5 protein-coding genes are annotated in these 8401 nt (G+C 44.4%); 3 read left to right on the forward strand and 2 right to left on the reverse strand.

Translation table 11 applies throughout. The annotated features are described in order from the left end of the window. Window positions 1–67 precede the first annotated feature (67 nt). Both J7J01_06265 and J7J01_06270 read left to right on the forward strand, forming a co-directional pair. Window positions 68–1717, forward strand: coding sequence for a hypothetical protein (locus J7J01_06265; GenBank protein ID MCD6210480.1), 1650 nt, complete (start codon window positions 68–70; stop codon window positions 1715–1717). A gap of 30 nt (window positions 1718–1747) precedes the next feature. Further along, entirely contained in the window at window positions 1748–3502 is a 1755-nt protein-coding gene (locus J7J01_06270) for a hypothetical protein (GenBank protein ID MCD6210481.1), read from the forward strand. A 146-nt stretch (window positions 3503–3648) separates the two neighbouring features. Here the strand turns inward: J7J01_06270 and J7J01_06275 are convergent, their stop codons facing one another. Together J7J01_06275 and J7J01_06280 are read right to left on the reverse strand one after the other, a co-directional pair. Continuing rightward, on the reverse strand, window positions 3649–4437 hold the full coding sequence (locus tag J7J01_06275; GenBank protein MCD6210482.1) for an ABC transporter permease: 789 nt from the start codon (window positions 4435–4437) through the stop codon (window positions 3649–3651). Window positions 4438–4459: 22 nt separating this feature from the next. Further along, window positions 4460–6127 (reverse strand): TCP-1/cpn60 chaperonin family protein, encoded by a 1668-nt coding sequence (locus J7J01_06280; protein ID MCD6210483.1) that lies wholly within the window; start codon window positions 6125–6127, stop codon window positions 4460–4462. A 107-nt stretch (window positions 6128–6234) separates the two neighbouring features. Here J7J01_06280 and J7J01_06285 point away from each other — a divergent pair, with 107 nt between their 5' ends. Beyond that, window positions 6235–7644, forward strand: a complete 1410-nt coding sequence (locus J7J01_06285) for an aspartate kinase (protein MCD6210484.1) — start codon at window positions 6235–6237, stop codon at window positions 7642–7644. Window positions 7645–8401 lie beyond the last annotated feature (757 nt).

Raw genomic sequence — 8401 nt, forward strand, 5'->3', positions numbered from 1 at the left:
GAGGTGTCTCCCTTAGGATTTTTTATAATTTTAACCGATCTTGAAACACGACTAAGATTTTGAGTGGATGAAACAAGCGAACATAAACACTATCCGCACTTACGATTGGATTCCAGAGGAGATTTTGGCTAATGCAGCGGAACATGAAATAAAAGTGATAGAGGGAATATGGATACATACAGATGGCAACTTCTCAGATGAAACCTTCAAGAACGAATGCAAGAACCATATTGCTGAAGTCATTAACAGAGACAAAGATAAACCGTGCATAATTGGCTGGTGCATCGGGAATGAATTGAACGAAAACGCAGTTGAAAAAGTCGGAAAGGAGGAAACCGAAAAACTCCTGGAAGAACTATACAATTATGCTAAATCCCTTGATTCCAACCCAAACCATTTTGTAACTCACGCAAACTGCCCTCCGTTAGATTATCTCGACCTGTCCTTCTTCGATGTGATAAGTTTTAATGTCTACTCCTACTGGCCGCCAAAGGTTGTGAGCAGGGGTTATTATGGCTATTTATGCGATTTAAAAAGGAAATATCCTGATAAACCCGTTTTAATCACAGAATTCGGCTACAGCACCAGTCCAAATGGTTCAGGAAACTGTGGTTATGGTAGAAATAGTGAAGGAGAGCAAGCCGATTGTATAAAACAGCGATGGTACGACATCGTTAGAGCGGGCTGTTTGGGCGGTATTGTTTTCGAGTGGAACGATGAATGGTGGAAGAATAATTGTACTGGAGATGATAAAAATTCCCACGACCTGAATGACCCTGAAGAGTGGTTCGGTGTAATCGCAGTTAATGGCACCGACCCGGATAACTATACACTGAGGAAGAAGCAGGCATACTATGCTATTAAAGAAATATTTGGTGAAGAATATCCCACGAAATCGGATTTGACGAGCCCTGTCATAGACGATTTTGAAGACGCTAATGTGAGTGACTGGTTTGTATTTACAACTCCAAATGCGTCCATCAGCCTATCATCTTCAAATAACAGTAAAGTTGGAAATTATTCGATGAGAATAGACTATAATACTGGTGGGAAGTGGTGTGGCGCTTACAAAGAGATAAATACCTGGGTAAATTATGACAATGTAAGTTTATGGGTATATGGAGATAGTTCTAACAATACTTTGGAGATCAAGCTTGAGGAAGATTATGATGAGGAACGATGGATACAATGGGTATATGCGCCAATTATAAATTGGAGTGGATGGAAAAAACTCGAAATACCCGTTTCTTCCTTTAGCGCAGAAGGGATAGCAAATGGCGTTTTTGATAAGTCAAAGATAAAACGCTTTACACTGGCTATATCTGGAGCAAACCCATCCAACACCACTATTTATGTGGACGATATTACACTTACACTGAAATTGTCTGACATGTCAGACGAGGATTTTCTTGATATGGTAGAACATGCCACATTTAACTATTTCTGGAACGAAGCAAACCAGACCAACGGTTTAATCAGGGACAGAAGCACGCCAGATTCCCCCTGCAGTATTGCTGCGGTTGGTTTTGGTCTCTCTGCGATATGTATAGCAGAAAGTAGAGGATGGATAGACCGCAGAGATGCGTCTGACCGAATACTGACCACACTCGAAACTTTCAACGAGTTGCAACAGCAAGAAGACGAAAACAATTATTCTAAAGAGGGATTTTTTTACCATTTTATCAATATGAGCATGGGTAAGCGTGAATGGAGTTGAGAAGTATCATCTATTGACACTGCTCTCTTAATGGCAGGCATATTGCATGCCGGTGAGCATTTTAAAGAGAATGAAAGCATAAGGGAGTTATCAAAAGAGCTTTACGAAAGAGTTAACTGGACATGGATGCTCAATGGGACAGATACCATTGCAATGAAGTGGACACCTGAAGATGGCTTATCACCGGGCTATTGGTATGGGTATAATGAAGCAATGATTCTCTATCTGCTGGCTATTGGCTCACCGACTCACCCAGTTCCAGATCCAAAGAGGAGCTGGGATGCGTGGGCAAACACTTATGGGAAAGGCTGTGGCAGGATGATAGACGATTTTGAAGACGCTAATGTGAGTGACTGGCACTCATTTACAAATTCCAGTGCATCCATCAGTATATCGCCCTCAAATAACAGTAAAATCGGAGATTATTCGATGAAGATTGACTATCATATTGGCTATAATACTGGCGGAGAACAATGTGGCATCTACATGGATAAAAATACATGGGTTAACTATGGTAATGTAAGCTTATGGGCATATGGCGATAATTCCAACAATACATTGAGAATTAAGCTCGAAGAAAGTTATGGCGAGGAACATTGGATATATGAATCGCCGTTAAATTGGACGGATTGGAAACAATTTAACATACCTCTTTCTTCTTTCAAGGTGTGGAAAAGGACAAGGAAGGATGGTATACTGGATAAGACCAAGGTCAATCGATTCACGGTTGTCATATTGGGAACTAATACATCCGATTCCACAATTTATCTTGACGACTTTAAATTGCCATGCAACTTTTCAAATTGTGATAATGGTAAAGATTTTATTTATTGCTGGACCGGCAGTTTGTTCACCTATCAGTATTCTCATTGCTGGATTGATTTCAGAAATAAGCACGATGCTTATGCAGATTACTGGCAAAACTCGATAAATGCAGTTAAAGAAAATAGATTGTTCTGTATTGATAACAGTGATGTGTATGCTACCTACGGAGAGAACTGCTGGGGATTGACTGCCTGTGATGGACCTTGTGGATATACTGGCTACGGGAGTTGTCCTAATTATTATCACGATGGAACAATCGCACCAACCGGTGCAGGCGGGTCAGTGGCATTAGCTCCTGATATTGCTATTCCTGCTTTGCGGTATATGTATGAGACTTATGGAGGCAAAATTTGGGGTAAATACGGGTTTAAGGATGCATTCAACCTGGATACGAATGTTTATCTTGATGGATGCCAGCCGTGGTGGGATGAGGATTACATCGGCATTGACGAAGGAGCGATCATGCTCATGATTGAAAATTATCGTAGTGGTTTGGTACGGGACGAATTTATGCAGAATCCATATATAATAAAAGCGATGGACGATGTAGGATTTGTGCTAACTTCATTTGATACCGGCACTGGAACATACCCAAGCATAATGGGGATTCATAATGGTACTATTATACCATTACTTAATGTCAATGTCAGTCGAATATATACCTATCCATACCCCGGCACAGGTGGGCATACCGAATATGCTCGCATCTGGAACAAAACATGGAACGCAACCGCAACCTGGAACGGCTATGCCAGCGACTGGCATAACATCTCTTTCAACAACCCCGTTGTTCTTTTATCCAACGAAACTTACAACTACACCATTCGCACAGGCTCCTACCCGCAGATTCATCATAATAAGACCTTAACAGTGCCAGATGGCGAAATCACATGCACTAAATTTATAGATGCTAATGGGAGGGTTTATTATGACTGGATACCCGCTATTAAACTATCCTGACATTCGGAAGTAGGAGTGTTCAGAACAACTAATAACAAATAACGACAATATTTGAACACCACAAATTTCGCATCCATCATTTTGTTCCCGATGGTTTAAGGAGATGAGCGTCTATGTAAGTGGCAACTATGAGCTATGACCTTAAGCTATTTCCCTACATCTGTCCGCTCAAATAGATAAGCCCCTGCGGCTATCATTCCCGCAGAGACTGCGAAGCTGATAAACAGATCAGAGAGTACAGAAATTTCTGATACTCCCAGCAAAGTGGCTCTTAAACCATCCACACCATAACTTAGCGGGTCTATATACCATGCGGGTAGAAGCCATGATGGTAGAGTTTCAATAGGGAATAACGCGCCAGAGAAGAGAATTATAGGGAAGACGACGAAGTTCATCACGAGTGGGAATCCATGCATGTCCCGCATGAAGGAAGCGAAGACCAGACCCATACCAACAAAAGTGAAAGAAATTAGGCACATGAACGGTAATGCTGCTATTACAGCGATAACATCTTTTATTTCAAACCCAAGCAAGATGCTTAACATCAGGATCATAACACCCTGCATCAACGCGGTAGTTGAGCCACCCATAGTTCTACCCAGTACGATAGAGAGTCTCGACACTGGTGCCACCATTACCTCCTTCAGGAAGCCAAATTCCTTGTCCCAGAGCACGGAAATTCCTGCAAATACTGAGCTGAAGACCATCGTCATTCCTATTACCCCGGTAGTGAAGAACCCGGTATTGGACATCCCTTCCGGCATTTCGGGTATAACTGCATGGCTGAAACCCAAGCCGAGGAAGGCGAGGAAGAACAGAGGCATTCCCAACGAGCCTACGACACGACTCTTTGCCCGCCACAGCCCTTTCATCTCCCTCAGCCACAGTACATAAATCGCTCCAACATCTATTCGCTTTATTTGCTTCAAGACCATAAGGGATAAAAAAAAGAGGTGATTAATATGGAGGCATACCTCCACCCCCATACATACCGCCTCCTGGAGGCATACCACCTCCTCCTGCACCCCCCGGTGGTAGAGTCTCACGCTTTGACATTATCACATCATCTATCCTCAGTATCATCACTGCAGCCTCTGTTGCGGATTCCACCACCTGTCTCTTCGTCCTCAAAGGCTCTATTACTCCTCTCTGCCACATATCCACGATCTTACCACTATAAACATCCAGACCTGCAGTCTTTTCGCCTCGCTCGTGCGCGGCTTTCAACTCCACCAGCGTGTCTATCGGGTCAAGCCCGGAATTTTCTGCCAGCGTCCTCGGGATTATCTCCATCGCCTCCGCGAACTTCTCAACCGCCAGCTGTTCTCGACCTTTTAAAGAGGCACTGTAGGCTCTCACCCGCAAAGCCAGCTCAGTCTCTACAGCACCACCACCTGCAACTGCTTTTCCATCCTCGATTATGCTCCCCACTACCATAAGCATATCATGCAACGCCCGTTCGACTTCGTCAACTACGTGCTCTGTTCCGCCACGTATAACAATGGAGACCGCATGTGGATTCTTACAGCCCTCTATGAAGACCATCTTATCACCTCCGACCTTCCGCTCTTCTACAAACTCCGCATGACCAAGATCTTTCTCATTCAGCTCTTCCAGGTTGGTTATCACTTTGCCACCCGTTGCTTTTGCCAGCTTCTCCATATCACTCTTCTTCGCTCGCCTCACTGCCATAATACCCTCTTTTGCAAGGTAATGCTGCACGAGGTCATCTATACCCTTCTGGCATATAACCACGTTTGCACCACTTGCCTTTATTCGCATTGCCATCTCGCGCATCTCCCGCTCTTCTTCGTCCAAAAATGCCTTTAACTGGTCTGACCTGGTTATCTTTAGTTCTGCACTCGTCTCTGTCTTCTTCACTTCTAGGGAGGCATTAATCAGTGCTATCTTCGCATCTTCCACACGCTTTGGCATCCCTGCATGTACCACCTCTTTATCCAGCGCCATACCCCGAACCAGTATCGTCTCTCCTACTCGCCCCCCTGTCTTCTTCTCCACATTTATATTATCCGTGTCAACGACACGCTTACCACTTTGGCTGGTCTCAGTTATTAACTTGACCGCTTTTATCGCTATATCAGCGAGGAAATCACGAGAAGACTCAGCGAATTTGCCTGTTATCGATGTCTTTGCTATCTTCTTCAATTCCTCATCATTTTCAATATCAAGGTCCACGGCAAACTCGTCCAGAACTTCCTTCGACTTCTTCTCCGCGAGTCTATAACCAAGAGTGATGACCGAAGGGTGTAATTCCTGTTCGAGTAGCTCTTCCGCCTTCTTCAGCAGTTCACCACCCAATACAACCGATGTCGTCGTGCCATCGCCGGCAACTTCATCTACCGTCTTAGCAACTTCCACCACCATCTTTGCTGCCGGGCTCTCTATCTCCATCTCCTTCAGTATTGTTACACCATCGTTCGTTATCACCACGTCACCGAGTGAATCAACGAGCATCTTATCCATGCCCTTTGGTCCCAGCGTAGTACGAACAGCAGAAGCGACTGCCTTAGCTGCATTTATGTTCGCACTCTGTGCATCCCTGCCTCTCACCCTCTCACTACCCTCTTTCAATACCAATACGGGTATTCCACCAAGTGCTGCCATTTTTTTCCTCTTTCTTTTTCGTTTAATCTCTTTTAATTTTAATACATATCAATGATATCTCTATAAATTTCTTTGCTTAAATGTAAGAGAGGAGAAGGAGCAGATACATGAGGCTGGTGATGAAGTTTGGAGGTGCAGCAGTTGCGGATGGTAAGAGGATAAAGGCAGTTGCAGAGCTGGTGAAGAGGATAAGGAACTCAGGTAATAAAGAGCTGGTTGTTGTCACATCTGCACTCTATAAAACCACCGATATGCTGCACGAGAATGCATTGAAGATGGCAAGGGAAGGGGAGATTGAGAGTGCAAAAGGGTTCGTAGCTAAGATAAGGAAGAAACATGAGGATGCTGCTTCTGATGCGATAGCCGATGAGCAGATATTGGACATGGTGAAAGAGGAGATAAAGCAGAGAACAGGGGATATGGAGAAAGCTCTGATTGGTATATCCCTCCTCGGTGAGTTGACTGCTCGTTCTCGTGATTACATCGTCTCTTTCGGTGAGCGGTTGGCTGCGCCCATACTGGCTGGTACTCTGCGTTCACTGGGTATTGATGCAATTCACCTCTCGGGCGGTGAAGCGGGGATAATAACAGATGAGGGATATGGCAACGCGCAGGTGATAAAGGGTGCGGAGGATGAGATAAGAGCGCGAATACTGCCACTGCTAACGCAGAACAGGATACCTGTAGTCTGTGGCTATATCGGAGAGACGAGGAAGGGGATAATAACAACACTCGGCAGAGGTGGCTCGGATTATACTGCTACACTGATTGGTGCAGCGATAAATGCAGATGAGATATGGCTCTGGAAGGAGACGGAGGGCATAATGAGCGCAGACCCAAAGATAATACATGATGCCAGGAAGATACCCTATATATCATACATAGAGGCGATGGAGCTCTCATATTTCGGCGCTTCTATCCTGCATCCGCGTGCAATTGAGCCAGTGATGGAGAAGGATATACCAATTCGTGTGAAGAATTTGTTAAAGCCCGAGGATGAAGGTACACTCATCGGAAAGGAGCCTGAACATACAGAGAAAGCGGCAAAAGCCATCACTCTCATTGAGAATACCTCCATCATTAATATCGCAGGTAGTAGTATGAGAGGTATATCAGAAGTTGCAGCCCGAATATTCATCGCTCTGGCTGCGGAAAATGTTGATACCATAATGGTAAGCCAGGGCTCCTCCGAAAGGACTATATCTATTGTTATAGACAGTGCGCAGCTGCAAAAGGCAATTGATGCGATAAAGAAGATAAACACCACGGGTTCTGGCTCTATAATCCGTGACTTCACATCCAATAGCAATGTCTCTGCGGTTGGTGTTGTGGGTACTGGTATGGCAGGAACGCCCGGGGTAGCAGGTAAGGTCTTTTCCGCACTTGGTAAGGAGGGGATAAGCGTGATAATGATATCTCAGGGCAGTTCGGAGTATAACATCTCCTTTGTTGTGAAGAGGGAAGATGCATATCGAGCAGCTCGGGCTATACACGAGATGTTTAAGATGGGACAGTAGGGTAAGGGTAGGCGTAAGTTTTACAATGATAGTTCCAACATTTGCTCTATTGGTCTTCTTGCCTCGGCTACGATCTCTTCTGGTATAACAACAATCCTCTGCTTCTCTTTCTCTAATTCCTCCTCTACCTTCATGGATCGTAATGATCTCCTTTGTCGTTCTTCCGCTGACATAATATGACAAACCGCGGTCAAGACCGAATATTATGGGTGATCCACCACTCATTTTCTCCGCTATCCTCAATGCATTACCTGAAGTGCAAACGCAATCGGCAAGAGTCTTGGCTTTTGCATAGGTGTTCATATGAAGGAGTACTTCAGCATCAGGATTCTTCTTCGCCTCGAGCAGGTCCTCTGCGAATAGTTGCTGTGCCATCGGGCATACCGCACCCCTATCCGAGATGGTCACCTTCTTATCAGGATTCAGTACCGCCACAGTCTCTGCCATGAAATCAACACCACAAACAATTATCATATCTGCACTTGTATCCAGCGCTGCCTTTGTTAGACTTGCAGAGCCACCCACCAACGACATCTACTATATCTCTATCACTTCAGGTCTCTCGTAGTTATGGCGAGTATAATCGCATTTTTCGCACGTTTATAATCTCTCTATCCGATCTACAATTTTTGGCTCCATTTCAACCACGAATTATATATCAAGAAAGGGTCACTTAAAAGTTGCTGTAATCTGTAATTATACATTTTTTGACAACAAATTCGGAAAGTATTAATACACCCCTAATAATGTTATAAAT

The sequence above is a fragment of the Methanophagales archaeon genome, from assembly GCA_021159465.1.
Lineage (GTDB): Archaea > Halobacteriota > Syntropharchaeia > Alkanophagales > Methanospirareceae > G60ANME1.